This window comes from Paraburkholderia sp. RL17-383-BIF-A, from assembly GCF_046028015.1.
Classification (GTDB): Bacteria; Pseudomonadota; Gammaproteobacteria; order Burkholderiales; family Burkholderiaceae; genus Paraburkholderia.
The window spans coordinates 97,374-123,803 of the sequence record NZ_JARESR010000014.1 but is presented as its reverse complement, the minus strand read 5'-3'; the positions used below and the strand labels follow the sequence as shown (position 1 = coordinate 123,803).

The following is a 26,430-nucleotide window of genomic DNA, read 5'->3' as shown; positions in this document are numbered from 1 at the left end:
GAAGGGTAGTCGCCCGACTATCCGTAGCCGAATACGCGATAAACGCCGCCCATTTGGCGAGGCTCGTACGCTCATGAGCGTGAAGCTCGCGTCCGTGCCATCGGCTCAAGCCATCGCCACGTTGCGCCTCCAAGGGAAACGCAATCGCATGGCCGGCTTTTCGATGACAAACCACGAGAAAAGGGTCAGTGCGATTGACACACCGAATGTGATCGTCACCATGGCGATTCTCGGATGAGAAAATCCACCGAAAAATGCGCCCATGGTTTCGTACCCGCCGTAGAGCATCGACTGCAGCACAACGTAATGCCAGAGGTAAAAGCCGTACGAAACACGACCGAACCCCGCTAGCGGCGCAATGCTGAGCGCCCTCACCAAAGCGGAGCGCTGTTGCGTGACGACCTTCGCGACGATGAATGCCGCGGCCAACGGCGTCAGGGGATATCCCACCGCTCGCAACGAAAACTCAATGCCGGTTTCGCTGAGTAATACGAAAGACAGATACACAGCAGCAACCGGCCACAACTTCGCGGCCCTGACTGCCCATCGGCGCGGCATCACGGCCAGCAAAGCGCCGATCAGAAGCCCGTCGGAATGGGTATCAAAGCCGCAATAAATACGGGCCATGGGAAGATCAAGCGAGATGAGATACGAACGCCAACAGATCACCGCAACGGTCAAAAGGGCAAATGCGATCAAGGCGCGACGTGGCCAGAATTTCAACACAACTAGCAGAATCAGCGGCCAAACCAGGTAAAACTGCTCCTCGACTGCCAATGTCCATGCATGTCCGGTGAGATGAGCGTCGTAGATCCCGAGCGCACGAACCCAATTCATCACGTAGAAGAAAGCCGGTAAGACTTCCCACCCAACCCTGAAGGCAACGGGAAATATCAGACAATAGAGTGTGACGCCGGCCAGCATCAGACACAAAGCGGGATAAAGGCGCCGGGCGCGCCGCCAATAAAAAGCCGGCAAATCAATCCGCCCGGTGCGCGAATGCTCCGTTACGAGCAAGCTTGTGATGAGGTAGCCGCTCAAAACGAAAAATACATCGACGCCGACATATCCGCCCCCCACCACACCCGCAAGGCCGGTATGCGCAAGAAAGACCGCTATAACGGACAGTCCGCGCAGGCCGTCGAGCCCGGCAATCCGAAGATGCTGCGGTTGATCCATGACCTATTCCGGAGTGTGCGGCGACTATCCCGCTACGCGGATAGCGACAATCAATGATTTCTTGAGCTATTTGGTAAGGCTGAGGCTGTAACGATTCAGCTAGTCAGCGAGTACCTTCAAGAAGAGAAAACGACCTGCGATCTGTGCAAATCACGCTCAGACTTAGACCTGCCCGCGGCGTTGTTGCGATGTGTCCCCTACCCTAGACCCGGTTCCTTTCCGACCGCCATCAAGGAGAACAGCATGTCCAACCGAACACTGCGCAGCATCCCGCATGCCTGGGCCCTGGCCTCGCTCATCGCCAGCCGCACGGCGTTGCTGTTGATCGACTTCCAGAACGAATATTTCACGGGCTCACCGCCGATAGCCGGCAAGTCGAGTTTCACGCCGACATGCCAGACACCTTTGGGTCGGTGATGAGTAAGGCCGACGTACTCTTATTGACCACCGAAAAAGCGGCACATAATTCAGCAAGGGAATTTTATATTTGGCATCCTAATGATCCCTGCTCAACCATAACACTTGGCGCTTTACCCTGACGGAGCAGCCGGGCAACTCGCCCAGCGCGAGTTGCTGCCCACTACCGCCGGTCTCGAAGCAGACCAATGGGTACTGAGACCTAACGCAACTCGCGCGGTGACTTCCTCAAACCACGGCCGGACGCCAACTCCCCGCCCGGCCTCACGACTTGCCTACGCAGGCCGCTTCGGAATCTCCAGACCCCTCGCCACGGCCGGTCGCGCGACGAACGCCGCCAGCACGCGTGTCACGTTCGGGAATTCCTGAATGCCGACGAGCTCACCCGCCTCATAGAAACCAATCAGATTGCGCACCCACGGAAAGGTGGCGATATCGGCGATCGAGTACATATCGCCGAGAATCCAGTCGCGTCCTTCGAGTTGCCGATCCAGCACGCCGAGCAGCCTTTTCGCTTCGCCGATGTAACGATCGCGCGGACGCTTGTCTTCATACTCCTTGCCGGCGAACTTGTGGAAGAAACCCACCTGCCCGAACATCGGCCCGATTCCGCCCATCTGGAACATCACCCACTGAAGCGCTTCATAGCGGCCGGCGGCGTCCTGCGGAATGAACTTGCCGCTCTTGTCCGCGAGATAGATCAGGATCGCGCCGGATTCGAACAGCGGCAGCGGTTTGCCGTCCGGCCCATTCGGATCGATGATCGCGGGGATCTTGTTGTTCGGATTGAGCGACAGAAACTCCGGCGTCATCTGATCATTCGTATCGAAGCGCACGAGATGCGGTTCATACGGCAAACCCGTCTCTTCGAGCATGATCGACACCTTCACGCCATTGGGCGTAGGCAGCGAGTAGAGCTGAATCCGGTCCGGATGCTCAGCAAGCCATTTATTCGTGATCGGAAAAGCAGATAGATCGGTCATGTGACGATCTAACCCTTGTGCGAATGTTGCGGCCTGATAGGGGCATGAGGCATCGGGCTTCGGCGCCGGCTGGAGGACCGGCGCCCAAAATACCAACGCGGGATCGTCAAATATAAACCGACTTGGTACAACGCGTCGGCGCGCTGCTCAGAGGCCACGCCGGCACGGCGCGCTCGTGCGTCGACGTATTGCGAGCATCGCACTGCGAACGCAGCAACGCTCGCGAGGCGCGACTCACCACAAATCCTTCGTCGCCGCGCCGGCGCGCAAGTTATAACCTTCACGCCACAGAGTCGCGCCGATCGTCAGGAGCAGCGTCTTCTGCTCTGCGTCGAGCAACTCCCACGCCACCGCCAGCCAACTCGCAAAACTCGCGCAAGTCTGCTCCAGATCCACGGGCGTCTTGCCCTCCAGGTATTGCCGTTCGAACATCGAAAGAATTTTCTCGGGTGTCATGGGCGCCGTCTCCGTGTTGGATGCGCCAAGTCTAAAGGCGACGCTCCGCGTGCGGAATGCTCCGCGTGCCGACCCCGGGTTACTCCCAGGCGAAAATCGCCATCGGCACGATAGCCCACTGTCCAAGACAAGACGTTCACGGTCAAAGGCACCGCTCAGAAACGGAAAAAGGCGCCGAAGCGCCTTTTCCGTCAATCTGGTCGCAGCCGATTACGGCGCGTTGCGCTTCGCATTGTCCTTGGCGTCTTCTTTAGCGTCGCCATAGGCCTTCTGCACCTTGCCAGCGCCTTGTTGCAGGTCGCCCTTCAATTCCTTGCCCGGGTTGTCCGTGGCCTTGCCGATTGCTTCATTGACCTTGCCCTTGACCTGCTCGGCCACACCCTTCACCTGGTCCTTGTTCATATTCGGCTCCACTATTTGGAATGCCGGCGCGAGATTACGCCAGTATCCGTATTCAGCAACGGGTGTGCCCGAGGCATCACGCCACCGATCTGCCCCAAGGAGCACCGTAAAAAATATTTTAAAAAAACCCTAAAGTCCCGGCACAGTCTGCCGTAAAGGGTGCCATGGAGGAGCCATGGACCGTACACTGATTACGCTTTCGGGGTCGTCCCAAGCTGCACTGATCGATCGGGACATTGCGCACATTGCGCGTGTGATGCGGCCGTCTTTACACGGCGATCTGGGCGGGCCGATCCTGTCGGCCGCATATTGGCGCAAGCGCCTCTACCAGTTGCTCGACGCCGGCAATCTGTCTCACGCACAACTGTGCGCGGTCGACAGCCTTCTGCTTCAGCTCGACCAGTTCCAGGCCGAGCCTCAACTGGCATGGGACGCACTGGCCCCGGCCTCCGCCGCCCTCTTTCCGCCACCCTATCCGGCCAGCGCCCACCACACTGCCTGAGGCGCTGCGAGCCTGAGCCGCCGACTCTTCCGGGCCGGCCGTATCCCCATTGCTCACGACTTAAAAAAACGGCCGCGAACCATGTCGCGGCCTCAACACGTCGCAACGCAGGGATTTTGCGTCACGCTGGAAGCTTACACGCGCAACTGTGACAGCCGCATTTAGGCGCGGACCTCCCGTGGACAACGCGTGCCGACGCTGGAAATTTTCTGCCCAAGCGACGCAAAAAATAGGGAAATGGGACGACCTTAGGTCATAATGTCCGCAAAAATTCCCAGCAAGGACGCCCGTGACCCTCGCCGCACCGCTCGCATTGCTCCAGCAAGCGCGCGCCCGCTTCACTCAACGCGAAATCGCCGCGCATGTCGGCAAGGACATCAAGACGGTGCGTCGCTGGGAAAAAGGCGAAACACCCTGCCCGGCGATGCTGGAACCCGCCTTGCGCGACCTGCTGCAAAACCGGGCGCGAGCGAGGCGCAGCGCGGGCGACAGCGCCCAGTTCCGCTTTATCGACCTGTTCGCCGGCATCGGCGGGATTCGCATGGGCTTCGAGGCGCATGGCGGCGACTGCGTCTTTACCAGCGAGTGGAACGACTTTTCGACCAAGACGTATCGCGAGAATTACCCGAGCGGCGGCGAGCATGCGCTGATCGGCGATATCGTCTCGTTTCCGGCTGAAGAAGTGCCGAGCCACGACGTGCTGCTCGGCGGCTTCCCGTGCCAGCCATTTTCGATCGCCGGCGTGAGCAAGAAGAACGCGCTCGGCCGGCCGCATGGTTTCGAGTGCACCACGCAGGGCACGCTGTTTTTCGACGTCGCCCGGATTATCGCGGCAAAGCGCCCCGCCGCATTCCTGCTGGAAAACGTGAAGAATCTGCTGTCGCACGACAAGGGCCGCACCTTCGACGTGATCCTGCAGACCTTGCGCGACGAGTTGGGTTACGAAGTGCACTATCGCGTGGTGGACGGCCAGCATTTCACGCCGCAGCACAGGGAGCGGATCATCATTGTCGGGTTTCGCGGCAAAACCTCGTTCTCGTGGGACGATCTGCAGTTGCCGGACAACGGCCCGCGCCTCGGCTCGATCCTGCATCGCACGGACGGCAGCGAACCGGTGCTGCCGTGGGACCACGACCGTTTCTTCGATCACGCGAGCCGACGCGTGCAACCCAAGTACACGCTCACGCCGAACCTCTGGACCTATCTGCAGAACTACGCGGAGAAACACCGCGCGGCGGGCAACGGCTTCGGCTTCGGCATGGCTTATCCGAACAGCGTGACGCGCACGCTGTCGGCGCGCTATCACAAGGACGGCTCGGAAATCCTCGTCTACCAAGGCGAGGCGCTGCGGCCGCGCCGCCTCACGCCACGCGAATGCGCGCGGCTGATGGGCTTTCCCGATACCTTCAGAATCCCGGTGAGCGACACGCAGGCCTACCGGCAGTTCGGCAACAGCGTCGTGATGCCGGTCATGCGCGAAGTAGCGCGCATCATGCTGCCGCATGTGCAAACCCTGCTCGCCGAGGAAACACGCCATGGCTCGAAGCAAACTCTCTCGCTGTACGCGTGAGCGATCAATAGGTGTGCGTGGGCGGCTTGTCGACGCACCGGCGCGGCGCTAGACATGGTGGATATCGTCGATAGCGCGACGCGCAGCCGGATGATGTCCGGCATCCGCGGGCGCAATACCAAGCCCGAAATTCTGATCCGCAGCCTGCTGCATCGCCAGGGTTTCCGCTTCCGCCTTGACGCGCGCGATCTGCCGGGACGCCCGGATATCGTGTTGCCGCGCTACCGCGCTGTCGTGCTGGTGCATGGCTGTTTCTGGCATGGCCACGACTGTCGTCTTTTCAAATGGCCGCAAACGCGGCCGGAGTTCTGGCGCGACAAGATCGGCCGCAATCGCAGCAACGACGACAAGGTTCGCGCGGCGCTCCTCGCGAGCGGCTGGCGCGTCGCCGTGGTGTGGGAATGCGCTTTGCGTGGCGCGAATCGCGATATCGAAGGGGTCTTGCAGCGGCTCGTCGACTGGCTGAAGAGCGACGCGCCGAGCTTCGAGGAACGCGGCTGAAAGCCGCTTGTAGTCCGTCCTGCGCGCACGAACGCGAAGCTCGCTGGTGATACACTCGATTGGCTAACTCGGGGCACTTATGCGTGACGCGCGGCGCTGCAAAGCGGTTGTACAGCCACTCGCCCCGACCATCCCAGAACCACTTAAGAAGGGAGGCACATCATGGCAGAATTCCGTCTCTGGTCCGACGAATTTCCCACCAACGGCTTCATGCCGAAAGCCCACGAATATCACGACAAGGCGTTCGGCGTAGACGGCGAAAACATCTCGCCGGCATTGCAGTGGGAAGCGCCGCCGCCCGACACCCAAAGTTTCGCCCTCACCGTTCACGATCCCGACGCGCCGACCGGCAGCGGCTTCTGGCACTGGGTCGTGGTGAACATTCCGGCCGACGCCCGCTCGCTGCCGCGCAATGCCGGCAAGGCGGACGGCTCGTTGCTGCCGCAAGGCGCGCTGCAGGTGCGCAACGATTACGGCACGGTCGGCTTCGGCGGCGCCGCGCCGCCGCGTGGCGACAAGGCGCACCGCTACATCTTCCGTCTGCACGCTCTGCGGGTGCCGCATCTGCCGATCAACGCGGACACCACCAACGCAGTGGCGCGCTTCATGACGCATCTGAACGAACTCGACTCGACCACTCATACCGGCCTGTACGAACTCAAATAATGCGCGGGACGCGATGCCGGCGCGCCGGCATCGTCGTTGCGACGGCCGGCTGTTTCGATGGCGGCGCGCAACGCGCGTGACTCGTCGCGTGACCGCTGAGCCTTCCCCTACAACTCGAACAATCGATGCACGCACAACCATCGCGCAAGGACGGCGCCCTTCCCCCCGAAGCGGCCGACACACTCGCCCCCGACACCGCGTTATCGGACAACACCGAACAAGGCCTGCCGGTTCCGCAGCGCTACTGGGCAATGCTGGTCATCGCGCTCGCCCTCACGCTGGCGGTACTCGACAGCGCGATCGCCAACGTGGCGCTGCCGACTATCGCGCGCAACCTGCACGCCAGCGCCGCGGGTTCGATCTGGGTCGTCAACGCCTATCAGCTCGCGATCACCATCTCGCTGCTGCCGCTTGCCTCGCTCGGCGATCGCATCGGCTACCGGCGCATCTACCTCGGCGGGCTGATCCTGTTCACGGTGGCCTCGCTCGGTTGCGCGATGTCGACTTCGCTGCCGACGCTCGCGCTCGCTCGCGTGATTCAAGGTTTCGGCGCGGCGGGCATCATGAGCGTGAACACGGCGCTGGTGCGCATGATCTATCCGCCCGGTCAGCTCGGGCGTGGCGTCTCGATCAACGCGATGGTGGTCGCGGTGTCGGCGGCGGTCGGGCCGACCGTCGCTTCCGGGGTGCTCGCCGTCGCCTCGTGGCCGTGGCTGTTCGCGATCAACGTGCCGATCGGCATCGCGGCCATTGTCGGCGGCCTGAAGGCGCTGCCGATGAACCGCGGTCACGAATCCCCCTACGACTACCTGAGCGCGGTGATGAACGCGTTCGTATTCGGCCTGCTGATTTTTGCCGTCGACGGACTCGGCCACGGCGAGCGCTTAGGCTACGTCGCGATCGAAGTGATTGCGGCCGTGGTGATCGGCTATTTCTTCGTGCGCCGTCAGTTGACGCAGCCGGCGCCGCTGCTGCCGGTCGATTTGCTCAGGATTCCCATCTTTGCGCTTTCGATCGGGACCTCGGTCTGTTCGTTCTGCGCGCAGATGCTCGCCTTCGTATCACTGCCCTTTCTGTTGCAGGAAACGCTGGGATTGTCGCAGGTGGAAACCGGGCTGCTCATGACGCCCTGGCCGGCCGTGATCATCATCGCGGCGCCAATTGCGGGCTTCCTGTCGGACAAGGTGTCGTCGGGATGGCTGGGCGGCGTCGGGCTGGCCGCCATGACGGCGGGGCTGATATTGCTCGCCACACTCGGCGCGCACCCCGACGCCATGCAGATTGCGTGGCGCATGGCGCTGTGCGGCGCGGGCTTTGGCATCTTCCAGTCGCCGAACAATCGCACCATGCTGTCCTCCGCGCCGCGCGAGCGCAGCGGCGGTGCGAGCGGCATGCTGGGCACCGCGCGCCTGACCGGGCAGACGCTCGGCGCGGCGCTGGTCGCGCTGATCTTCGGCGTTGCGCCGCAGCACGGGCCGACCATCGCGCTCTATGTCGCCGCGTGCTTCTCGGCACTCGCCGCCGTGATCAGCACGATGCGCGTGGTGCAGCCGGGGCATCGCGCAAGCGGCCTGAACGCTTGACCGGAGTCGTTCGAACGCAGCAAAGCAAAAGGGCGCGTTTCGCATCACGCGATTCGCGCCCTTCTTCTCATCCAGAACCATCCACATAGCTTCAACGACGTGACCAGCACGCACGGCGCAACCGCAAGCCGCGCGGCCGCTAATCCGGCTACGACGACGCGGTCACGTCAGCGAGCTTTACCGCTTTAGCCGCCACCGAAGAGGCCGTCGCGACGTTGCGCAGATCGGCGAGGAACGTATCGCGCCAGACGGACAGATTGTTCTCGCGCATCGGCGCCATCATGTCGGCATGCCGCGCCTGACGCTCGGCGAGCGGCATCGACAGTGCGCGCTCCAGTGCTTCGGCCATCTGCGACAGATCGAACGGATTGACGACCAGCGCGCCCGGCAACTGCTCGGCGGCGCCGGCGAATTGCGACAGCACCAGTACGCCAGGATCGGCGGGATCCTGCGAGGCGACATATTCCTTCGCGACGAGATTCATGCCGTCGCGCAGCGGCGTCACGTAGCCGACCTGAGATTGGCGGAATAGCGCCATCAACAGATTGCGCTCGTATTTGCGATTCAGATACTGAATCGGGGTCCAGTCGAGTTGCGCGAACCGGCCGTTGATGCGGCCGGCTTCGCCCTCGAGCGTTTGCCGAATCCGCTGGTAAGTCGTCACGTCCGCGCGCGTCGGCGGCGCGATCTGCACCAGCGACACGCGACCGTGCCAACCCGGCGCGTTCAGCAGCAGCCGCTCGAAGGCCTGGAAGCGTTCCACCAGACCCTTCGAATAATCGAGACGGTCCACGCTCATGATCAGCTTGCGCCCGCGCATGCCGTCGCGCAGGCTGCGCACCGGCTTACGGTCGGTGAACTGTTCGGCGGCCTTGGCAATCGCGTCCGGATAGATTCCGATCGGATACGCGCCCACTTTGAGGAAGCGGTTGTACGCGTGCACCATGCCGTCCTCGCTCGAGGTGCCGTGCTGGCCGCGCTCGATGAAGTCGACGAACGACTGGCGATCCGCCTCCGTCTGAAAGCCGATCACGTCATAGCTGCACATGGCCTTGACCAGTTCTTCGTGCGGCGGAATGGTCCGCAATACTTCCGGCACCGGAAACGGAATATGCAGGAAGAAGCCGATCGGATTCTTCACGCCCAGTTCACGCAGACAACGCGCGAACGGCAGCAGGTGATAGTCGTGGACCCAGATGATGTCATCGGGTTTGAGCAACTCCTTGAGTTGCTTCGCGAGCGTCGCGTTCACACGCTGGTAGCCCGCATATTCCTGCCGGTCGTAGCGCGACAGGTCATTGCGATAGTGGAACGTCGGCCACAGCGTCGCATTGGAAAAACCGCGGTAATACTGGTCGTAGTCGCGCTTGGTGAGACCCACCGTCGCGTACGTCACGTTGCCTTGTTTCTCGATCACCGGAGCGCTCGGCTCACTCACCGTCTCGCCGCTCCAGCCGAACCAGACCCCGCCGGTTTCCTTCAACGCGTCCAGCACGCCGATAGCGAGGCCACCCGCTGCGGGACGGCCTTCCTGGGTCGGCGCGACACGATTCGATACCACGATCAGTCTGCTCATTGGTGCTCCACCTAGTTCAGTTGTTTCGTTGCATACGGATATGTGCCAAAAAGGTGCATGCAAGTCGCGTGCCGTTTTTTGAGATGTTGGAAATAAAAATGTATGCAAATGTGACGAGCGAGCAAGAACGCGCAGCGCCGCTCCGCCACGAAGAAATTTTTTCTGCTTTATCTGACGAAACCGGAACGCCTCTTACCGGTCGTCGAACCGTCTCAGGCGTCCTGCTCCGAGCCCAGGTCGCGCTGATATTCAAGCCCTTCCGGCCGCACGCCGCCCTGGTTGTGCTCGCCGTCTGGCGGCGCATCGGGCGCGACGCGGTTCTGCCCTGCCGGATCGGGCGACGCCGTTGCGCTGTCCTTGCTGCCGCCCGGCCGGGAATCGCGCTTCGAATGACGCGCTGAACGTCGCAGTGCTGGATGTCTCATGATCCACGCCTCCAAGGGGAAGCCTGCCGCCAGTTTTGCGGCATCAATACAGTCTAGGGGCCGCCAAGGTAATTTGCCGGTAAAAGATGCGCCGGCTTTGTAACAAGTACATAACTTCTCGACGTCGGACTGTGCCGCAACGCACGGAACGCGTCAGAGTTGCATGCATGGCGACGGTGACGGCCACCCCTGACTGGCTTGTGGCGTTTGCGTGGGCTGCGGCGGCGGATCGCCAATCGGCGGAGCGACTGGTTCGATGGGTTCGATCGGTTGCGGCCCCGGATCGGGACTCGGAACAGGAATGGTGTCGGGCTCGCCGGGACTCGGTGGCGCAATCGGAGGAGCTGATGGCGGCTCGATCGGCTCGGGGCGGTGAGCATGCATCGGCAGGGGAAGCACGGGAGCGGCAGCGTATTCCAGCATGTTGTTTGTCCTCGTTTGCGTTCCACTGGAATGCAGCAAGGCCTGTGCCGTTACGGATGCGCCCGGCAGGACCACATCGGCGGTCTGAACGGTGTCAGCGGCGCAGGCGGCACGCCGCTGACACGCAGTGACGATTAAGCGTCCGCGCCGCCCAGTGCGCGCGATTCGTCGGCGGCATCGCCGTCTTCGCGCGCGTCGTTGCCATACTCGACGAGGCGGTTGTACAGCGTCTTCAGGCTGATGCCGAGGATCTCGGCGGCCCGCGTCTTCACGCCGCCGCACTGCTCGAGCGTCGCCAGAATCAGTTGACGGTCCGCTTCGGCAAGCGACGTGCCGAACGGAATCGTAATCGCGGTGCCGGCTGCGGGCTTGGACAGCGTGATCTGCAGCGGCACGGTCGCCGTGCTGTCCGAATCCGAACCCGACATGATGTGCGCGCGCTGCACGTAGTTCTTCAACTCGCGCACATTGCCCGGCCACGGGTACGACATCAGCATGTCCTTCACGGCTGCGGGGAAATGCTTTTTGGTACTGTGGCGTTCGTTGAGTTCGTCGAGGAAAGCCTGCGCCAGCAGTTCCACGTCCTTACCGCGTTCGCGCAACGGCGGCAAACTGATCGGAAACACGTTCAACCGATGGTAAAGGTCGAGCCGCAGCTTGCCTTCCAGCACGGCCTGCTCGGGATCGCGGTTGGTCGCCGCGATCAGGCGCACGTCCGTTTCGATTTCCTTGGTCGTGCCGACCCGCATGAACATGCCGGTTTCCAGTACGCGCAACAGCTTGACCTGCAACTCGATCGGCATTTCGGTGATTTCGTCGAGGAACAGCGTGCCGCCGTTCGCGCGCTCGAAATAACCCTTGTGCTGACGGTCCGCGCCGGTGAACGAGCCGCGCTCGTGGCCGAACATCTCCGATTCGATCAGGTTCGGCGAAATCGCGCCGCAGTTCACCGCGAGAAACGCGTGCTTACGGCGCAAGCTGAGCTGGTGCAGCGTCTGCGCGGCGACTTCCTTGCCGGTGCCCGACTCGCCCACCAGCATGACCGAAGCCGCGGTCGGCGCGACGCGGCCGATCTGGTCATAGACCTCCTGCATGGCCGGCGAATTGCCGAGCATCAGACCGAAGCGGCCCATGCGGCGCAGCTCGCCGCGCAACGTGCCGATTTCCGCTTTCAGGTCGCCGGCGCGCGGCAGGCGCGAGAGGATCGCCTTCACGCGCTGCATGTTGATCGGTTTGACCAGATAGTCGGTGGCGCCCATTTTCAGCGCGTTGACCGCCGACTCGACCGTGGCGTGGCCGGTAATCACGATCACTTCCACGCCGGAGCGCGGATCCAGATCTTCGAACAGATCGACCCCGCTGCCGTCCGGCAGCTTCAGGTCCGTAAAGACAACGTCCGGCATCTGCCGGACCAATTGAATGCGCGCTTCGCGCAAATCGCCCGCGGTGGCAGTGGTCAGGCCGTCTTCCCCGATGATGGCGGAAAGCGCCTCGCGGGTACCGGCATCGTCATCGACAATCAGTACATGTGGCATCGCGTCTCGAAAGCCTGCAAGCGTGGGTGTGGGAATACATGCTAAGGCGCATGCTTAAAAGCGCGCCGACGGCCTGGCGCTTTGCCGGGCTGCCAGGTGCTCCAATGTGAGCGCCCACCAACCTGAACGAAACACGCCAACCACCGACTTGATTCAATATTGCAACAATATCGAGCCAAAACCCCCGGTATAAACCGACATTGTTGTCTATTTACCTATTATACGGCTTTATCGAGGCAAAATTAACAAGGCACCCGGGCGCCGCCCGCTAGGGCGGCACACCGGCGACGCTGTTTAAACAGTGCCGTCAGCTGCGAGGAAACGGCCATGCGCCGCCGTTGCCGTTCGGATACGCGGAGCCGTTGGCGCCATGCGCGCCCGGGCTCACATCGGCCGCCGGAGCCGCATTGGCCGCGGGGGTTGCCGGCGCCGCCACCGTACCGCCTTCGTTTTCCCAACGGCTCAATTCACGCGCCACCGGAATCTGAGCCGCGCGGCTGCGCTGCACATAACGGATAGCCAGAAAGCCACCGAGCGCCATCAGCGCGCCGAAGATGCCGATTTTAGGTCGTGCCATCGTGAACTCCTTGTCTTCATGAAGCGGATTGGTACCGGAACGCGCGTTTAGCGCGTCGTCAGGACGCCGAGCACGAAGCCGACGCCCGCGGCAATGCCGATCGAACGCCAAGGATTGTGGCGCACGTAGCGTTCGGTATTGACGGTGGCTGTCCGGTAACGACGCTGCGCATTCTGCTGCGCGTCGCCCAGCGCCGATTGCAGGGTTTCGACGTGCGTACCCAGCTTGTCACGGAGAGCGTCGACGCCCTCGCCAGGCACGTTGGCGGCAAGCCGCAGCATTTCTTCCGAGTCTTTCAGCAGCACCCGCAGATCTTCGACAATCTTCTGGCCGCCGAGTGCAAGCTGTTGCGTGGTGTCAGTCATCATTCACTCCTGGTCTGAGTTCGGCGTTCGCGTGTGCTTTCCGGCGAGCCTGCCGGGCCTGCGGATCGGCAAGCGCCACCCGCAGTGACGAGCCATCGAATGGCATCGGATCGCGAGAAAAAGCACACGCGTGTCGGGTGGAATTCGCAAACACCGTGCCCGGTAACTTTGACCTTAAATCCGAAGGCGGTCGCTGCGCGAGGGACTTTCGACCGACCAGAAACGAATGTATCCGCAGGCCTTCACATCGATTGCCGAAAACGGTGCCAAAGTGGTTAAATCAATCTTTGAGAGATAGCGGCTTGACTGGTTTATCTCGTTCCCAGGCCTGCGCGCCGCAACAACGAACACATTTGCACAGGACCCCCGTTTATGGCGTCAATCGACCTGGACTCGCCCGCCGTCTCCGCCGGCGGCAATGGTTCGGCACAGGCGAAGCAGCGCGTCGCGGACGGCATCGCGGGACTGAAGTCGTACGGCCTGCTGTACGGCTCGTCGCCGGTGATGCTGGATCTGTACGAGCAGATCGAACGCGTCGCCGGCACCGACGCGACCGCGCTGATCATCGGCGAATCGGGCACGGGCAAGGAATTGATCGCCCGCACGATTCACGATCAAAGCGGCCGTAAGGACGCGCCATTCGTCGCCGTGAACTGCGGCGCGATTCCCGACGAACTCATCGAAGCCGAACTGTTCGGCCACGAAAAAGGCAGTTTTACTGGCGCGGTGCAAGGCCGCATCGGCTACTTCGAACATGCGAACGGCGGCACGCTGTTCCTCGACGAGATTACCGAAATGGCGCCGGTGCGTCAGGTCAAGCTTCTGCGCGCGCTCGAAACGGGCACCTTTTATCGCGTGGGCGGCAATGACCTGATCAGCGGCAACGTGCGCGTGATCGCCGCGACCAATCGCGACCCGGCGGTCGCGGTCAAGGAAAACGGTCTGCGTGAAGACCTCATGTACCGGCTCGCGGTTTTCCCGCTACGCGCGCCGCCACTGCGCGAGCGTGAGAACGATCGCGAACTGCTCGCGCAGCACTTCCTCGCGCTGCTCAATCAGCAGGAAGGCACGAGCAAAAGCTTCAGCAAAAAATCGATCGAAACGCTGCGCACCTGGTCGTGGCCAGGCAACGTGCGCGAGTTGAAGAACGCGGTGTATCGCGCCTTCATTCTCGCGGAGAAGACGGTGGAGCTGCCGCATCCGCATCTCGCGTCGCGGGTGAAAAAGCCCATGACCCAAGGCGATGCGATGAGCGTATGGATCGGCACGCCGCTCGCCGACGCGCAAAAACAGATCATTCTCGGCACGCTGAAATATTGCGGCGGCGACAAACGGCGTGCGGCCAAAGCCCTTGGCGTGAGTCTCAAGACGCTGTACAACCGCTTGAGCGCATACGGCGACGAAAGCGCGGAAGACGAGTCCGAGCAATAACTTCGTGACACGGTACTCACGTGGAAAAGCCGCGTGAGTACCGATATCGTGCATCGACAACGCTTGCAAAAAGCCCTTGCTTGCGCGCGTTGAATTCCGAATCCAATCCCTTCGCACCACCAATCAAAATCGATTTACGCCCAACAGAAACCGATTTTGCTCGCACCATCTTTTGCAATTGCTTGCATTTTCCCTCTGCCAATTACGAATAGCATCCTGCAAAATGCGGCACACGCATTGCTAGGTGGGGAACGCGTGTTACTCGTTCATTCGGTGTTTATCGAGCGTGAACGAAAGGCACTTGCAGGAGCAGAGACAGGTAAATGCAAAAAAGTATGGTCTGGGCCGAATGGGCAAAACAAACCGCCGGGCGTAGTCGTCCCAATGCCACGGCACTCGTTGCTCTCGTCGTGGCGATCTCGTCGGCGTTGAGCGGCTGTAGCTCGCTCTACTCGGAAGGCGCCACCGCCGGCGCCGGTATCGCAGGCGCCGCGCTCGCGGCAAAAGTGACGAACAACGCGGCTGTCGCGACCGGCATCGGCCTCGGCGCAGTCGCCGCGGCGCGGGCCGGCGTGCAGTATTCGGAACGCGTGGTTCACACGAATACGCAGGACGGTATCGCCAAAATCGCCGGGCCGCTCGACGTCGGCGCAGTGGCGCCATGGAGCGTCACCCACTCTGTGCCGATCGAAGACGACGAACACGGCCGCGTCACCGTGAGCCGCATGATCAGCACGGGCGCGCTCGACTGCAAGGAAATCGTCTTCTCCGTCGACCAGACGGCCACCAAGAATGTGCCGGCCAGCAGCGCGTTTTATGTCGCCTCGATCTGCCGCGACGGCGAGAACTGGAAATGGGCATCGGCCGAACCCGCCACCGAACGTTGGGGCGCGTTGCAATGACGGCGCGTTCGCATACGGCTGGATTCAAGGCGCGCCGCGTGCGCCTCGCGACGTGGTCCAGCAGCCGGTTGCGGCTCGTGCTGGCGGGCGCGCTGTGCGTCGGCGCGAGTGTCATGACGAGCGGCTGCTCGTCGGTCGGCGCGGCAAGCGGCGCGGCGGCCGGTGTCGCGTCGGGTCTCGTGACGTCCAATCCGGCGATCGGCATCGGTGTCGGCATTGCCGTACAGGCGGCGACCGACGAGGCCGTGGGCCACTATATGCGCACCATGCACACCGATCAGCAGAACATGATCGCCGCGTTGGCGGGCGCCATGCCGGTCGGCGAGACGCGCCCCTGGGCCGTCAAGCACACGCTGCCGATCGAGAACGGCCACGGCCAGGTTCGCGTGACGCGCGCATTCGGTTCGGCCCTCGCGCTCTGCAAGGAATTCGTGTTCTCGGTGCAGGACGGCGACGGCCCGAGCGCGCATGAGGACTGGTACACGGCGAGCGCGTGCCAACAGGACAAGGGCTGGAAGTGGGCGTCCGCCGAACCGGCCGTTCCGCGCTGGGGCAATCTGCAATAGGCGCGCGGCAATAAAAAACGGCAGGGTCTCCTGCCGTTCCTGTTTCGCTTCAGCGCGAGGCGCGACGTTCGATCCGATCGGCTCGAACGCTACTCAAGCGCGCTCAAGACTCCACGTCTTCCAGACTGAAGATTTCGGTCTGGTCGTTATACGAGAAGATCTCGCCATAACGGCCCCAGTTGATGACCGCGTCGAGCGTCTCTTCCGCGGCGCTGTCCGACAGAAAATCCTCCAGCTCCTGCTCGAAGCGCACACGCGGCGCGCGATGCCCCGGCCGTTCGTTGAGCACCTTCTTGATTCGCGCGGCGAGCGGCACATGCCGCAGCAGATGCTCGGCGAACATCATCTTGCGCTCCTGCGTGCCGAACTCGGCGAACACGCGCGCAGGCGGCGTCAGGAAAATATCGCCTTCGCGCACGTCGGCGAAACCGAGATGCTGCAGCACTTCGGCGACCGGGAACAGATCGTCCACCTCCAGATGCAGCGAACGGGCGATTTCCGGCATGTCGGCGCGGCCGTGGTACGGCGCCGCGGCCAATGTTTCGATCAGACCGGCCATCAGGTTGGTCGACACATGCGGCAGCCAGCTGTGCAACTCGAGGCCCTTCTTGGTCTTTTCGTCGGTCTGACGCGCGGTCATCTTCGCGTAGATCTCGTCCACCAGCCGGCGGAACGCCGGGTCCAGACGATTACGCGGATGCTTGAACGGCACCTTGATCTCGGCGATCACGCGGCCCGGATTCGACGACAGCACCAGGATCCGGTCGCACATGAACACCGCTTCCTCGATGTTGTGCGTGACGATCAACACCGCCTTGATCGGCATGCGGCCTTGCGTCCACAGATCGAGCAGGTCGGTACGCAGCGTTTCGGCGGTCAGCACGTCGAGCGCGGAGAACGGTTCGTCCATCAGCAGCAGCGTGGGGTCGACCACCAGCGCGCGCGCAAAGCCGACGCGCTGGCGCATACCGCCCGACAGTTCGCGCGGGTAAGCGTTTTCGAAACCGTCCAGACCGATCAGGTCGATCGCGGCGAGCGCGCGCGTGCGCCGCTCGCTCGCGCCGACGCCTTGCGCTTCGAGGCCCGCTTCCACGTTTTGCAGCACGGTCAGCCACGGGAACAGCGCGAAGGTCTGAAACACCATCGCGACGCCCTTTGCGGGACCGTTGAGCGGCTTGCCCATATACGTGACTTCGCCATCGGTCGGCTCGATCAGACCGGCGATGATGCGCAACAGCGTCGACTTGCCCGAGCCCGAACGGCCCAGCAAGCCGACGATCTCACCTTCGCGCAACGACAGGTTCGCGTCGTCGAGGACGAGCAGTTCGCCCTGCGACTTGTTGAAACCGCGGCACACGTCCTTGACGCGCAGGATCTCTTCGCCGAGGCGCGGCGGCTTCGGCGGCGTCTGGATCGGCGCGGCGGTCATAGCAGCTTTAGGATTTTGCATCGCGTTTTGCCTTCAAATTTCAATCAAGCCGGAGCTTGGCTTCGGCGTAGGCGTACATCGGACGCCACAGCAGGCGGTTGAACAGTGTCACGAACAGGGACATCACGGCGATGCCCACGATGATCTTCGGATAGTCGCCCGCGGCGGTGGACTGCGCGATGTAAGCGCCCAAGCCGTGCGCGGCCACTTTGGTGTCGCCCCACTGCACGAATTCCGCGACGATGCTCGCGTTCCACGCGCCGCCCGACGCGGTGATCGCGCCCGTCACGTAATACGGAAAAATGCCCGGCAGAATCGCCTGACGCCACCACTGCCAGCCGCGGATATGGAAGTTCTTGGCCGCCTCGCGATAGTCGTTCGGATACGAGGTCGCGCCGGCAATCACGTTGAACAGGATATACCACTGGGTGCCGAGCACGATCAGCGGCGACAGCCAGATGTCCGGGTTCAGGTGGAAGCGCACGATCGCGATCACGAACACCGGGAAAAGCAGATTGGCCGGGAACGCGGCGAGAAACTGCGCGAGCGGCTGGATCTTTTCGGCGAGCGCCGGGCGCAAGCCGATCAGCACACCAACCGGCACCCACACGACCGAGGCCAGCGCGATCAGCACCACCACGCGCAAGAGCGTAATGAGTCCGAGCACGAACACGTGCCAGACTTCATCCAGCGAGACGCCGGTGCGCACATACATGAAGACGCGGTACACCACGTAGACGGTGGTGAGCAGCACCAGCGCCGCCCATACGATATCGCCGACGCGCGAGCTTTTCTGCATCTGCGGGATCTGGAAGCGCGGACCCTGGATGGCCGGCAGCCGCAGCGGCACGCGCGCGGCTCGCGCGAACATCCAGCCGAGCGGCACCAGCAGCCGGTGGATCAGGCGGGTGCGGCGAATCAGATCGAGCAGCCACGATTCCGGCGCGTCGCCCGAACTGGTGTTTTCCATGCGGAACTTGTCCGCCCACGCGACGAGCGGCCGGAACAGGAACTGGTCGTACGCGAGAATCACGACTGTCATGGCGAGGATCACCCAGCCGATCGCATGCAGGTTCTTGTCCGAGATCGCCTGCGCCAGATACGCGCCGATGCCCGGCAGCGTGATCGTGCGGTTGCCGACCGTGATCGCTTCTGAGGCCACCACGAAGAACCAGCCACCCGACATCGACATCATCATGTTCCAGATGAGGCCCGGCATCGAGAACGGCACTTCCAGTTTCCAGAAGCGCTGCCATGAAGTGAGGTGGAAGCCGCGCGAGACTTCGTCCAGATCGCGTGGCACCGTGCGCAGCGACTGATAGAAGCTGAACGTCATGTTCCACGCCTGGCTCGTGAAGATCGCGAAAATCGCCGCCAGCTCGGCGCCGAGCACCCGGCCGGGAAACAGCGCGAGGAAGAAGGTGACCGTAAACGATATGTAGCCGAGCACGGGCACCGACTGAAGGATGTCCAGAATCGGCACCAGCACGAGCCCGGCGCGGCGGCTCTTGGCCGCCAGCGTGCCGTACACCAGCGTGAAGATCAGCGAGGCGACCATGGCCGCCAGCATGCGCAGCGTAGTGCGCATGGCGTACTCAGGCAGATTCGCCGGATCGAGCGAGATGGTTTGAGTCTTGAGCGTCGACATGGGCGCCAAGGTCTCGTGAAAACCGATCGCCGCCATGGCGATCACGCAGATGATCAGCGGGAAGGCGACGAAGTCCCAGCGATTGGGCAGCACCCGCCATGCCGACGCATTGGCGGTGCGCTTGAGGTTGAAGCTGAAATCCATCAGATGCCCTCCCCGTCGAGCCAGCAGTTCGCAAACAACAAGGAGGCCGCGGCTTCGGCGCGGCGGTCTGAAGATCGGTCCGGAAAGCGGAAATCAGGCATGGCAAAACGCGTGTGCGCGGTAAATCGTTAGCGTTGGAGACACGTGGACCGGTGAAGGATGTGTCCGTGGACGAGCCGCCCAGGACCGCAACCCTCAAACCCGACTCCTGTCGCCGCGGGCGCCGCCCGTAGGCTGGCAAGCTTTCCTTGTTTTGGACGGCACGACACTACACCATCCTATGTTTCAGGCACAACCTTTCGCGGTAAATCGCGATAAATAACGGGGGACGTGCCGCTATCGTCCTTGAGGGCCGCGCGCGCACGTCAAGCGGCAGGCCGTTCGTCGTCGCGCGCAGGCCACATCTTCAGCCGGGGCGGCGGCGACCCGGATCGCATCGGCGGCCCCCGGAAAACCCGTACTGCCATTAAGAAACCGGCCGGGCCGCCGTTAAGAACCTGATGGGCGCGGTGCGGGTAGTTCGCTTTCCCGCAATAACAATGGCGTCTGGCCCCATGACGGTTAAAATCAGAAGACGACGCCTGCCGTCGATTTATCCCGGGCCACAGCGGCGGCGTTTTGCCGAGCGCTTGCGCAGGGGCGAAACAGCGCCGGCGCGCTGCCACGAATGAGCTAGTTGCATGTCACAGCCAGACGGATCAGAGAGTCGATGAACAGGACAACCTTGCGCCAGGCAACCGGGCCGGTCAGCTTTATGCTGATCGTACTGGTTTGCTGGTTCGTGGCCGGCATGGTCGCGGACCGGATGGTACAGCAAGAGCTGGACGCGGCCCTGCGTGCGCAGCGGCAAATGTCCACGTCGATCGTCGACAACATGGCGGAGGTGATCGCCAGCGACCTCGCGATGTCTCGGGCCATCCCCGCGACCATGGCCGAAATGGACGTGGTCCAGCGCGCTCTGGTGCAATCCCAGAATTATGCCGTGAACGACCAAACGACGGAACCCGTCCTGCGCGCCGCGCTGCTAAAAGACGCGAAGATGACCGCCGTCAGCAACTTCCTGCACGACGCACAAGGTTTCTCCGGACTCGACCAGATCTGGCTCGTCAATTCAAACGGCATCTGCGTCGCCTCCAGCAACTCGATCAACAACCCGTTCGCGGCCGAGCGCTCGTTCGTCGGCACCGACATGCGCGTGCGCGGCTACCTGACCAACGCTCTGCTCGGCGCCTTCTCCGAGGCCTATGGCGTCGGCCGCTCGAGCGGCGAGCCCGGCATTTTCATCGCCGCGCCGGCTTATGCGGACGGTCTGCTGGTCGGCGTGGTCGTCGCCAAGGTCGGGATCGCGCGGCTGCGCCACTGGGTCGCGCATGCCGGCACCTTCGTCACCGACGACAATGGCGTCATCATCATGGCGCACAACAGCGCGCTCGAAGGCCGCGCGTTGCCGAACTCACGCGTCGCGCAGATGAGTCCCGCCGAGCGCAAGACCATCTATCTGCGCGACAGCTTCCCCGACATCCAGATCAGAGTGGACGCCCAGGTGCGCGAACAGGCGCCGTGGGTGCCGTCCGCCGTGGCCGGACAACTGTTCGGCATGTCCGAGCGCCCCGTGCCGTCGCTCTATCAGGCGCGCGGCGGCCTGAACTCCGGGCTGTCGGCGCATCTGGTCGATCCGCTCGCGGCCTGGCCGGAACTGCTGCGCAATCACAAGCGCGATCATTTGCTGGTGTTCCTCACGCTGGCCGGCACGGTCGCTCTGGCGTGGGTCATCACGGTGTCGTACGTGCGCGAGCGGCGCCACCATCGCGCGACCCGCGATCTTGCCGAACAATTGCAATCCGCCAACACGCTGCTTTCGGCCGAGGCCCGTCACGACGTGCTGACCGGCGCGCTGTCGCGGCGCTACTTCCTCGACTTGCTGCGTCATGAGATCGAACGCGCGCACGTGAGCAACGAGCCGTTGTGCATGGCGATCGCCGACCTCGACCACTTCAAGCAGATCAACGACCGCTTCGGCCACGCAGCCGGCGACCGTGCGCTGGAGCATTTCGTCGACACCTGCCGCGCCGAGTTGCGCGGCGCCGATGCGATCGGCCGGCTGGGCGGCGAAGAGTTCGGCCTGCTGTTGCCCGCCACGGATCTGGCCGGCGGCCGCGAAGTCGTCGAGCGCCTGCGGCTGCGCCTGAAAGCAATGCCTTCGCCGAAGTTGCCCGCTTCCGTGGGCTTGAGCGTGAGCATCGGCATCACCGAACTCTCGCCCGACGATCTGCCCGAGCGCATCATGAGCCGCGCCGACACGGCCCTCTACGCGGCGAAATCGGGCGGCCGCGACCGCACCGAAGCCTTGCCGCCCGACGACACCGCGCCGCCCGCCCGCACCGTGGCCAACGTCTGGTAACGCGCTCGCCGGTGGCCGCCGGCGCCTCGGCCAGTACGCAAGAAACTGACGCAACGCAAGATCCGCCTTCGGGCGTCTCGTAGTGAAGCAGGTATGATCGACCTTGATATCGAGGTTGCCGCTACCGCTCTTACGGAGATTCGCATGAAGGGAAATCTGGTCATCGTCTGTCGCGATCAGGATGCTGACGCGTTCGACCATTTGCTCGCCGAATACGGCGCGTTCCAGACGCGCCTGTCGTCCACCGCGTGGTATCTGAAGCTGGACGTGGCGCCGGAACTGATTCAGGAGGAGATCCTGGCGCGGCTCGGCAAGTACACCACGCATTACATTTTCGAAGCCGAAACGGTGACGTGGAATACCGTGGATAGCGACGCGGCGAATGCGCTGAATACGTTGTTTTCAGATTAACGCGCCACCGTCTGTCCGCGCCTGCGAACCTTGCGTTGGGATCGCGGCGCGCGGTGCGGGCGGCTCAAGTCCGAGCCGCGCCGCCAATCGCCAGGCGCCAGTCGCCAGTCGCCATTCACGACCAGGCATTCTCCGAGGTTGCTGCTACCCGCGGCAACACTTCGAACGGAAAGCTCATCAAGACTCGCAAACCACGGCCGCCGTGGTTGCCGATCTCCCATTCCCCGCCCGCACGCCGCACCAGCCGCTCGACAATGGCGAGCCCGAGGCCGCTATGGCCGTTGCCGCCGCGCGCCGGATCGAGCCGCACGAACGGCCGACTGGCGTTGATCAAATCCTGCGCCGCGATGCCGCCGCCGTTGTCGCTCACCGACAAGGTGAAGCCTTGCGCAGTACGCGCCGTGGCCACGACGATCGGCGGCGCGCCGTACGCGTGCGCGTTGTCGAGCAGGTTCGACAGAATCCGGTCGAGCGTGGCGGCAGGCAACAGGAACGCCGGCCCCGCGTTGAGTTCGGTCTGCACGGTGGGCGCGCCGGACGCCACCGCCCGATAACTGCGCACCACGCGCTCGCACTGCGCATCCACTTCGACGGGCTCGCTGCGATCGGCGCCGTCGTGCGCAAACACCAGAAACTGGTCGACGATATGCGTCATGGAATCGACGTCGCGCACCACGCCGTCGCGCACCTTTACTTCGTCCATCATCTCGGCGCGCAGCCGCAAACGCGCAAGCGGCGTTTTCAGATCGTGCGCGACACCTGCGAGCATGACTGCGCGGTCGTTCTCCGTGCGCGCCACTTCCTGGACCATCTGATTGAAACCGTGGGTCAGCTGACGCAACTCGCGCGGGCCGCGCTCCGGCACCGGCGGCACCGGCAGGCCGCGGCCGAAGCGCGCCACCGCCTGGGCGAGCGAGCGCAAAGGCTGCTGCAGCGCCCACGCGGCGAAGAGCGCCGCCATGACCGCGAACGAGAAAATGATGGCAAGCCACAACACCGTGCGATCGAGCGAGCGCGGCGTGCGCAACGGCTGCACCGGCACCACGATCCAGCTGCGATCGGAGATGGCACGCACCCACAGCGTGGGCGGAAGGCCCGGCACACCGACGCGCACCTGCGTGCCGGACGGCATGCGGTCGCGCACGTCTTCGAGGAAACGTTCGAGCGGCGGCGGCATGTCCGCGCTCTCCGGCGGCACTTCCGGGCTCGCCGGGTCGACCAGCTTCACACGTGACGGCAACGGCTGATCCGGTGTTCGCGCGACGTGCTGACGCACCGCGTCGACGAGGAAGGTGGCTTCCTCGACCGCGTAGCGTGTTTGCAGTTGACTGCGCTCGAGGCGCATGAGCGAGTACCACGCGAAATGCGACAGCAGCAGGACCGCGACGACTAGCAGCGCCAGCCGTCCGAACAGCGAATCAATGGGACGGCGCATGCTGTTCGCCGTCGGGCACGAACACGTAGCCGCGGCCGCGCACCGTTTGAATGAAGCGCGGCGTGGACGGGTCGGTTTCGAGAATGCGGCGCAGACGCCAGACCTGCACGTCGATGCCGCGGTCGGTGCCGTCGTATTCCGGACCGTGCAGCAGTTCGAGCAGGCGCTCGCGCGTGAGCGTGCGCATGGGGTGATTGACGAAAATCTTCAGCAGCGCGAATTCGCTGCCCGACAACGTGAGCGGCTTGTCTTCCAGATGCAGCGTGCGCGACTGGAAATCCAGCGTGAAGCGGCCGAAGTTGAACGGCTCGCGCTGTTCCGGCGCCGCCGCCGACGGCAGCGTGCGGCGGCGGCGCAGCACCGCCTGCACGCGCGCCAGCAACTCGCGCGGATTGAACGGCTTGCCGAGGTAGTCGTCCGCGCCGAGCTCCAGACCAACGATGCGATCCACGTCGTCCGCGCGCGCCGTGAGCATGATCACGGGGATGTCGTCGCCCGACGCGCGCAGCTTGCGCAGCGCGGTGAGCCCGTCGACGCCCGGCATCATCAGGTCGAGCACGATCAGATCGGGACGCTCGCGTTCGAGCCTGCGCTCGAGCGAGCCCGCGTCGTGCAGCACCGATACCTCGATGCCCTGACGGGCCAGATAGTCGCGCAGCAGATCACGCAATTCGACGTCGTCGTCGACAACAAGTATTTGAGTAGCCATGGGATGAAGTTTAACGCGCAGCAGGAAGGGTTTTCGATTTCAGACGGGCCTCAAGGGTTACCGGGTGTTACGGTGAAAGGCATGCGTAATGTGCCGTAACGTCCGCGTCCAGCCACGTAACACAGCGAATCGCGCAGTTCTCTACGCTGTGTCTTACCGAATGCAGGCCGTTCACTTTAACCGGTTGCATCGTCGGCTATTCCATTACAGGGAGTCTCACATGTCCACCAAAAAGATGTCGCGCGTTCTCGCCGTTGCCGCCACCGCTCTCGCCATCGGCGCGGGCGCTGCTTATGCCGCACAACCCGCTGACCATGGCGGCCCCGGCGGCCCCGGCGGTCCCGGCGGCTGGCACGGCCACTTCATGAAGGAACTGACTCAACTGCACGACCAGTTGAAGCTGAACGCGGATCAGGAAAAGCAGTGGCAAGCCGCGCTGGACACCATGAAGCAGAACCACGAGGCCATGCGCGCCAACCATGACCAGATCAAGGACCAGTTCAAGGCCGCGCAGCAGCAGCCGATTCTGGACCTGAACGCCATGGCCGCCGCACACCAGCAGGTCGAGCAGAAAGACACGCAACTGCGTCAGCAAACCACGGACGCGTGGCTCAAGTTCTATAACGGCCTGAACGACCAGCAGAAGACCACCGTCAGCACGGCACTCAAACAGCGCTTTGCGAAGATGGAGTCGCGTCATGAAAAGATGCACGAGCGCTGGGAGCATCGCAAGGGGCCGGCATCGGCGCCTGCGGCCAATCAGTAAGTAGACAGTTCACGGCAGGCAAGCGGCTGGCGCGGCCGCCTGCTCTGCCAGATGCAAAAACGCCACGGAGGTTGCCTTCCGTGGCGTTTCTTTTGTTACACAGCGGGCTCGCAGCGCGCGCGTCGATCGTCCTTTATGCGAAGACGGCCACGCTAGCCGGCAGCTTGCGACTTAGCCGTTCAGCGGCCCAAGATCAAACAGCAGCACTTCGGCGTTATCGCCCTTCTCCAGTGTCACCGTGTCGGTTTCGCTGAGCTTGGCGGCGTCGCCCGCGCGCAGCGCTTCGCCGTTCACCGTCACCGCGCCCCGCGCCACATGCACATACGCGAGCCGTCCTTTGGGCAGCGAGAAACTCGCCGTTTCCGCGCCGTCGAGCAGCGCCGCGTAAATCGACGCGTCCGCGTGAATCGTCACCGAGCCGTCGCGACCGTCGGGCGAAGCGACCACGCGCAGACGGCCGCGCTTGTCGGCGGCGTCGAAGCGCTTTTCCTCGTAGCCCGGCTGGTCGCCCGCGCGTTGCGGAATCACCCAGATCTGCAACAGGTGCGCCGGTTCGTCCTGCGACGCGTTGAACTCGCTGTGCTGCACGCCCGTGCCGGCGCTCATGCGCTGCACGTCGCCGGGGCGGATGGTCGAGCCGTTGCCCATGCTGTCGCGGTGGGCGAGCGCCCCTTCGAGCACATACGTGACGATCTCCATGTCGCGATGGCCGTGCGTGCCGAAACCCTGTCCGCCGGCGATGCGGTCTTCGTTGATGACCCGCAGCGGGCCGAAGTGGACGTGCTGGGGATCGCGGTAGTCGGCAAACGAGAAGCTGTGATACGAGTCGAGCCAGCCGTGGTTGGCGTGACCGCGTTCTTCGGAGCGGCGAATCTCGAACATGGAGGAACTCCCGGTGAGTAAATGGCGATGTCGAGAATGTATGGGCAGAGCCTGCGCTAAACAATCGGCGTGAGTGCACCGGATCGTTTCATCAATGAGTGCAATCGGCTCAGTTGGCGGTGGGCGTCGCTGTTTCGTTGTTGCGCAGGGTACGTCATAGCGCGATTGCGAGGCCGAATCTGGGCTGAATTGCGCCACGCGCCCCGCAGACCGCGGGACCCACGCGTCGCGGTTTCGTGGCAAGCACGACCGGTCACGGTCTACAAAGAACAGCGGCGTCGCGCTGGCACAACGTCCGCACCCGCCAGTTCACTGCCGCAGGCGCCCCGCACTGGCGCCCCGTCCCTGTTCGGGTAAAATACCGCGCTTTTCGAGATTGCGTGGGCGCCGAAGGCACGTCAGCGGGCCCGCCACGGCGGACCGTGATGGATGAGCGGCGGGTTTCAGACCCGCGCCAGACTCCATCGCGGCATCAAATGGACGCGGCCCACCGCGAAGCAGGATCAGCGGGCGGCGCGACAATTTTGACCGCCTAGAATAGCGACG

General features: G+C 63.2%; 27 protein-coding genes. 12 read left to right on the top strand and 15 right to left on the bottom strand.

Annotated features, from left to right (window positions below; all coding sequences use genetic code 11):
• Positions 1 to 105: 105 nt before the first annotated feature.
• A complete protein-coding gene (locus P0D71_RS18090; protein WP_408481373.1) occupies positions 106 to 1,179 on the bottom strand; it encodes an acyltransferase family protein in 1,074 nt (357 codons plus the stop codon).
• Between the two features lie 243 nt (positions 1,180 to 1,422).
• On the opposite strand from P0D71_RS18090, the gene P0D71_RS18085 reads away from it, so the two are divergent.
• A complete protein-coding gene (locus P0D71_RS18085; RefSeq protein ID WP_408345070.1) occupies positions 1,423 to 1,596 on the top strand; it encodes a hypothetical protein in 174 nt (57 codons plus the stop codon).
• Positions 1,597 to 1,871: 275 nt separating this feature from the next.
• On the opposite strand, the gene P0D71_RS18080 is transcribed toward P0D71_RS18085, so the two are convergent.
• From P0D71_RS18080 to P0D71_RS18070, 3 genes are all read right to left on the bottom strand, one after another.
• Positions 1,872 to 2,579 carry a glutathione S-transferase N-terminal domain-containing protein gene (locus P0D71_RS18080; protein ID WP_408481372.1) on the bottom strand — a complete coding sequence of 236 codons (708 nt, stop codon included), beginning with the start codon at positions 2,577 to 2,579 and terminating at the stop codon, positions 1,872 to 1,874.
• A 234-nt stretch (positions 2,580 to 2,813) separates the two neighbouring features.
• Positions 2,814 to 3,035 (bottom strand): hypothetical protein, encoded by a 222-nt coding sequence (locus P0D71_RS18075; protein WP_091796194.1) that lies wholly within the window; start codon positions 3,033 to 3,035, stop codon positions 2,814 to 2,816.
• Between the two features lie 210 nt (positions 3,036 to 3,245).
• On the bottom strand, positions 3,246 to 3,437 hold the full coding sequence (locus P0D71_RS18070; RefSeq protein WP_074763400.1) for a CsbD family protein: 192 nt from the start codon (positions 3,435 to 3,437) through the stop codon (positions 3,246 to 3,248).
• A gap of 175 nt (positions 3,438 to 3,612) precedes the next feature.
• Between P0D71_RS18070 and P0D71_RS18065 the strand changes: the two genes are divergently transcribed.
• From P0D71_RS18065 to P0D71_RS18045, 5 genes are all read left to right on the top strand, one after another.
• Entirely contained in the window at positions 3,613 to 3,939 is a 327-nt protein-coding gene (locus P0D71_RS18065; RefSeq protein WP_408186092.1) for a hypothetical protein, read from the top strand.
• 289 nt (positions 3,940 to 4,228) lie between these two features.
• Positions 4,229 to 5,509, top strand: coding sequence for a DNA (cytosine-5-)-methyltransferase (dcm, locus tag P0D71_RS18060; protein WP_091796198.1), 1,281 nt, complete (start codon positions 4,229 to 4,231; stop codon positions 5,507 to 5,509).
• Positions 5,510 to 5,563: 54 nt separating this feature from the next.
• Positions 5,564 to 6,010, top strand: a complete 447-nt coding sequence (locus P0D71_RS18055; RefSeq protein WP_091796200.1) for a very short patch repair endonuclease — start codon at positions 5,564 to 5,566, stop codon at positions 6,008 to 6,010.
• A 162-nt stretch (positions 6,011 to 6,172) separates the two neighbouring features.
• On the top strand, positions 6,173 to 6,676 hold the full coding sequence (locus P0D71_RS18050; RefSeq protein WP_091796203.1) for a YbhB/YbcL family Raf kinase inhibitor-like protein: 504 nt from the start codon (positions 6,173 to 6,175) through the stop codon (positions 6,674 to 6,676).
• Positions 6,677 to 6,801: 125 nt separating this feature from the next.
• Positions 6,802 to 8,259 (top strand): MFS transporter, encoded by a 1,458-nt coding sequence (locus P0D71_RS18045; RefSeq protein WP_408481370.1) that lies wholly within the window; start codon positions 6,802 to 6,804, stop codon positions 8,257 to 8,259.
• A gap of 148 nt (positions 8,260 to 8,407) precedes the next feature.
• Here the strand turns inward: P0D71_RS18045 and otsA are convergent, their stop codons facing one another.
• The 6 genes from otsA to P0D71_RS18015 form a co-directional block, all read right to left on the bottom strand.
• Positions 8,408 to 9,835, bottom strand: a complete 1,428-nt coding sequence (otsA, locus tag P0D71_RS18040; protein ID WP_091796207.1) for an alpha,alpha-trehalose-phosphate synthase (UDP-forming) — start codon at positions 9,833 to 9,835, stop codon at positions 8,408 to 8,410.
• Positions 9,836 to 10,047: 212 nt separating this feature from the next.
• Complete coding sequence (locus tag P0D71_RS18035; RefSeq protein ID WP_091796209.1) at positions 10,048 to 10,260, bottom strand: hypothetical protein; 213 nt, start codon at positions 10,258 to 10,260, stop codon at positions 10,048 to 10,050.
• Between the two features lie 153 nt (positions 10,261 to 10,413).
• The gene (locus P0D71_RS18030) at positions 10,414 to 10,683 is read right to left on the bottom strand and encodes a hypothetical protein (protein ID WP_408481369.1); all 270 of its coding nucleotides are present in this window, start codon (positions 10,681 to 10,683) and stop codon (positions 10,414 to 10,416) included.
• A gap of 134 nt (positions 10,684 to 10,817) precedes the next feature.
• The gene (locus P0D71_RS18025) at positions 10,818 to 12,218 is read right to left on the bottom strand and encodes a sigma-54-dependent transcriptional regulator (protein ID WP_091796213.1); all 1,401 of its coding nucleotides are present in this window, start codon (positions 12,216 to 12,218) and stop codon (positions 10,818 to 10,820) included.
• A 307-nt stretch (positions 12,219 to 12,525) separates the two neighbouring features.
• Positions 12,526 to 12,795, bottom strand: a complete 270-nt coding sequence (locus P0D71_RS18020) for a hypothetical protein (protein ID WP_091796214.1) — start codon at positions 12,793 to 12,795, stop codon at positions 12,526 to 12,528.
• A gap of 47 nt (positions 12,796 to 12,842) precedes the next feature.
• Complete coding sequence (locus P0D71_RS18015) at positions 12,843 to 13,160, bottom strand: ElaB/YgaM/YqjD family protein (RefSeq protein WP_091796216.1); 318 nt, start codon at positions 13,158 to 13,160, stop codon at positions 12,843 to 12,845.
• 372 nt (positions 13,161 to 13,532) lie between these two features.
• On the opposite strand from P0D71_RS18015, the gene P0D71_RS18010 reads away from it, so the two are divergent.
• The 3 genes from P0D71_RS18010 to P0D71_RS18000 all read left to right on the top strand — a co-directional run bounded on the left by P0D71_RS18010 (position 13,533) and on the right by P0D71_RS18000 (position 16,059).
• Positions 13,533 to 14,591, top strand: a complete 1,059-nt coding sequence (locus P0D71_RS18010) for a sigma-54 interaction domain-containing protein (RefSeq protein WP_091796218.1) — start codon at positions 13,533 to 13,535, stop codon at positions 14,589 to 14,591.
• 323 nt (positions 14,592 to 14,914) lie between these two features.
• Positions 14,915 to 15,493 carry a hypothetical protein gene (locus P0D71_RS18005; RefSeq protein WP_408481368.1) on the top strand — a complete coding sequence of 193 codons (579 nt, stop codon included), beginning with the start codon at positions 14,915 to 14,917 and terminating at the stop codon, positions 15,491 to 15,493.
• A complete protein-coding gene (locus P0D71_RS18000; RefSeq protein WP_408481367.1) occupies positions 15,490 to 16,059 on the top strand; it encodes a hypothetical protein in 570 nt (189 codons plus the stop codon). The genes P0D71_RS18005 and P0D71_RS18000 overlap by 4 nt, the downstream gene beginning before the upstream one ends.
• 103 nt (positions 16,060 to 16,162) lie before the next feature.
• On the opposite strand, the gene P0D71_RS17995 is transcribed toward P0D71_RS18000, so the two are convergent.
• Positions 16,163 to 17,509, bottom strand: coding sequence for an ABC transporter ATP-binding protein (locus P0D71_RS17995; RefSeq protein WP_091796224.1), 1,347 nt, complete (start codon positions 17,507 to 17,509; stop codon positions 16,163 to 16,165).
• 19 nt (positions 17,510 to 17,528) lie between these two features.
• Positions 17,529 to 19,280, bottom strand: coding sequence for an ABC transporter permease (locus P0D71_RS17990; RefSeq protein ID WP_091796226.1), 1,752 nt, complete (start codon positions 19,278 to 19,280; stop codon positions 17,529 to 17,531).
• A 709-nt stretch (positions 19,281 to 19,989) separates the two neighbouring features.
• Between P0D71_RS17990 and P0D71_RS17985 the strand changes: the two genes are divergently transcribed.
• Both P0D71_RS17985 and P0D71_RS17980 read left to right on the top strand, forming a co-directional pair.
• Positions 19,990 to 21,681: a sensor domain-containing diguanylate cyclase gene (locus P0D71_RS17985; RefSeq protein ID WP_408481365.1), complete on the top strand. Its 1,692-nt coding sequence runs from the start codon at positions 19,990 to 19,992 to the stop codon at positions 21,679 to 21,681.
• 144 nt (positions 21,682 to 21,825) lie between these two features.
• Complete coding sequence (locus P0D71_RS17980; protein ID WP_007175813.1) at positions 21,826 to 22,092, top strand: double-stranded DNA-specific endonuclease; 267 nt, start codon at positions 21,826 to 21,828, stop codon at positions 22,090 to 22,092.
• A 115-nt stretch (positions 22,093 to 22,207) separates the two neighbouring features.
• Here the strand turns inward: P0D71_RS17980 and P0D71_RS17975 are convergent, their stop codons facing one another.
• Positions 22,208 to 23,527 carry an ATP-binding protein gene (locus tag P0D71_RS17975; protein WP_408481363.1) on the bottom strand — a complete coding sequence of 440 codons (1,320 nt, stop codon included), beginning with the start codon at positions 23,525 to 23,527 and terminating at the stop codon, positions 22,208 to 22,210.
• Positions 23,511 to 24,236, bottom strand: a complete 726-nt coding sequence (locus tag P0D71_RS17970) for a response regulator (RefSeq protein ID WP_091796232.1) — start codon at positions 24,234 to 24,236, stop codon at positions 23,511 to 23,513. Before P0D71_RS17970 ends, P0D71_RS17975 begins: the two co-directional genes overlap by 17 nt.
• A 220-nt stretch (positions 24,237 to 24,456) precedes the next feature.
• Between P0D71_RS17970 and P0D71_RS17965 the strand changes: the two genes are divergently transcribed.
• Positions 24,457 to 25,002 carry a Spy/CpxP family protein refolding chaperone gene (locus P0D71_RS17965; protein WP_091796234.1) on the top strand — a complete coding sequence of 182 codons (546 nt, stop codon included), beginning with the start codon at positions 24,457 to 24,459 and terminating at the stop codon, positions 25,000 to 25,002.
• A gap of 171 nt (positions 25,003 to 25,173) precedes the next feature.
• Here the strand turns inward: P0D71_RS17965 and P0D71_RS17960 are convergent, their stop codons facing one another.
• The gene (locus P0D71_RS17960) at positions 25,174 to 25,884 is read right to left on the bottom strand and encodes a pirin family protein (protein ID WP_408481362.1); all 711 of its coding nucleotides are present in this window, start codon (positions 25,882 to 25,884) and stop codon (positions 25,174 to 25,176) included.
• Positions 25,885 to 26,430 lie beyond the last annotated feature (546 nt).

Coding starts and splice junctions, on each gene's coding strand:
- P0D71_RS18090 (WP_408481373.1), bottom strand. CDS start 1,179: ATGGATCAACCGCAGCATCTTCGGATTGCCGGGCTCGACGGCCTGCGC.
- P0D71_RS18085 (WP_408345070.1), top strand. CDS start 1,423: ATGTCCAACCGAACACTGCGCAGCATCCCGCATGCCTGGGCCCTGGCC.
- P0D71_RS18080 (WP_408481372.1), bottom strand. CDS start 2,579: ATGACCGATCTATCTGCTTTTCCGATCACGAATAAATGGCTTGCTGAG.
- P0D71_RS18075 (WP_091796194.1), bottom strand. CDS start 3,035: ATGACACCCGAGAAAATTCTTTCGATGTTCGAACGGCAATACCTGGAG.
- P0D71_RS18070 (WP_074763400.1), bottom strand. CDS start 3,437: ATGAACAAGGACCAGGTGAAGGGTGTGGCCGAGCAGGTCAAGGGCAAG.
- P0D71_RS18065 (WP_408186092.1), top strand. CDS start 3,613: ATGGACCGTACACTGATTACGCTTTCGGGGTCGTCCCAAGCTGCACTG.
- P0D71_RS18055 (WP_091796200.1), top strand. CDS start 5,564: ATGGTGGATATCGTCGATAGCGCGACGCGCAGCCGGATGATGTCCGGC.
- P0D71_RS18050 (WP_091796203.1), top strand. CDS start 6,173: ATGGCAGAATTCCGTCTCTGGTCCGACGAATTTCCCACCAACGGCTTC.
- P0D71_RS18045 (WP_408481370.1), top strand. CDS start 6,802: ATGCACGCACAACCATCGCGCAAGGACGGCGCCCTTCCCCCCGAAGCG.
- otsA (WP_091796207.1), bottom strand. CDS start 9,835: ATGAGCAGACTGATCGTGGTATCGAATCGTGTCGCGCCGACCCAGGAA.
- P0D71_RS18035 (WP_091796209.1), bottom strand. CDS start 10,260: ATGAGACATCCAGCACTGCGACGTTCAGCGCGTCATTCGAAGCGCGAT.
- P0D71_RS18030 (WP_408481369.1), bottom strand. CDS start 10,683: ATGCTGGAATACGCTGCCGCTCCCGTGCTTCCCCTGCCGATGCATGCT.
- P0D71_RS18025 (WP_091796213.1), bottom strand. CDS start 12,218: ATGCCACATGTACTGATTGTCGATGACGATGCCGGTACCCGCGAGGCG.
- P0D71_RS18020 (WP_091796214.1), bottom strand. CDS start 12,795: ATGGCACGACCTAAAATCGGCATCTTCGGCGCGCTGATGGCGCTCGGT.
- P0D71_RS18015 (WP_091796216.1), bottom strand. CDS start 13,160: ATGACTGACACCACGCAACAGCTTGCACTCGGCGGCCAGAAGATTGTC.
- P0D71_RS18010 (WP_091796218.1), top strand. CDS start 13,533: ATGGCGTCAATCGACCTGGACTCGCCCGCCGTCTCCGCCGGCGGCAAT.
- P0D71_RS18005 (WP_408481368.1), top strand. CDS start 14,915: ATGCAAAAAAGTATGGTCTGGGCCGAATGGGCAAAACAAACCGCCGGG.
- P0D71_RS18000 (WP_408481367.1), top strand. CDS start 15,490: ATGACGGCGCGTTCGCATACGGCTGGATTCAAGGCGCGCCGCGTGCGC.
- P0D71_RS17995 (WP_091796224.1), bottom strand. CDS start 17,509: ATGCAAAATCCTAAAGCTGCTATGACCGCCGCGCCGATCCAGACGCCG.
- P0D71_RS17990 (WP_091796226.1), bottom strand. CDS start 19,280: ATGGATTTCAGCTTCAACCTCAAGCGCACCGCCAATGCGTCGGCATGG.
- P0D71_RS17985 (WP_408481365.1), top strand. CDS start 19,990: ATGAACAGGACAACCTTGCGCCAGGCAACCGGGCCGGTCAGCTTTATG.
- P0D71_RS17980 (WP_007175813.1), top strand. CDS start 21,826: ATGAAGGGAAATCTGGTCATCGTCTGTCGCGATCAGGATGCTGACGCG.
- P0D71_RS17975 (WP_408481363.1), bottom strand. CDS start 23,527: ATGCGCCGTCCCATTGATTCGCTGTTCGGACGGCTGGCGCTGCTAGTC.
- P0D71_RS17970 (WP_091796232.1), bottom strand. CDS start 24,236: ATGGCTACTCAAATACTTGTTGTCGACGACGACGTCGAATTGCGTGAT.
- P0D71_RS17965 (WP_091796234.1), top strand. CDS start 24,457: ATGTCCACCAAAAAGATGTCGCGCGTTCTCGCCGTTGCCGCCACCGCT.
- P0D71_RS17960 (WP_408481362.1), bottom strand. CDS start 25,884: ATGTTCGAGATTCGCCGCTCCGAAGAACGCGGTCACGCCAACCACGGC.